Origin of the sequence: Cupriavidus sp. SIMBA_020 (assembly GCF_046535395.1) — a bacterium.
In the GTDB taxonomy this organism is placed as follows: domain Bacteria; phylum Pseudomonadota; class Gammaproteobacteria; order Burkholderiales; family Burkholderiaceae; genus Cupriavidus; species Cupriavidus campinensis.
In genome coordinates this window covers 1-229 of sequence record NZ_JAWRWU010001858.1, presented here as the reverse complement: position 1 = coordinate 229, position 229 = coordinate 1, and the positions used below count along the sequence as shown (strand labels likewise).

The 229-nt window shown below is 62.0% G+C and carries 1 protein-coding gene; it reads left to right on the top strand.

Annotation, left to right across the window (positions count from 1 at the left end):
• Window positions 1–229, top strand: a 229-nt coding sequence (locus tag SB751_RS36035; protein WP_410749732.1) for a hemerythrin domain-containing protein, incomplete at both ends; no start/stop codon positions are given.

The following is a 229-nucleotide window of genomic DNA, read 5'->3' as shown; positions in this document are numbered from 1 at the left end:
ATCGAACAGATCCGGAAACTGGCGGACGAGTTACCGCGACTGCCGCGAACGACGATTGCAAGCGCGCTCGAGAGCGTGAACGCGTCGCTGTCCCGAGAGCTGGTTCCGCACGAACAGCGCGACGATGCGCAGGTGTATCCGGATCTCGCGCGCCTGCTCGGTGGAGAAGATCCGATGGCGGCAATGAGCGGCACGCATCAGGAAATATTTCGCCTTGCCCGTCTGCTTG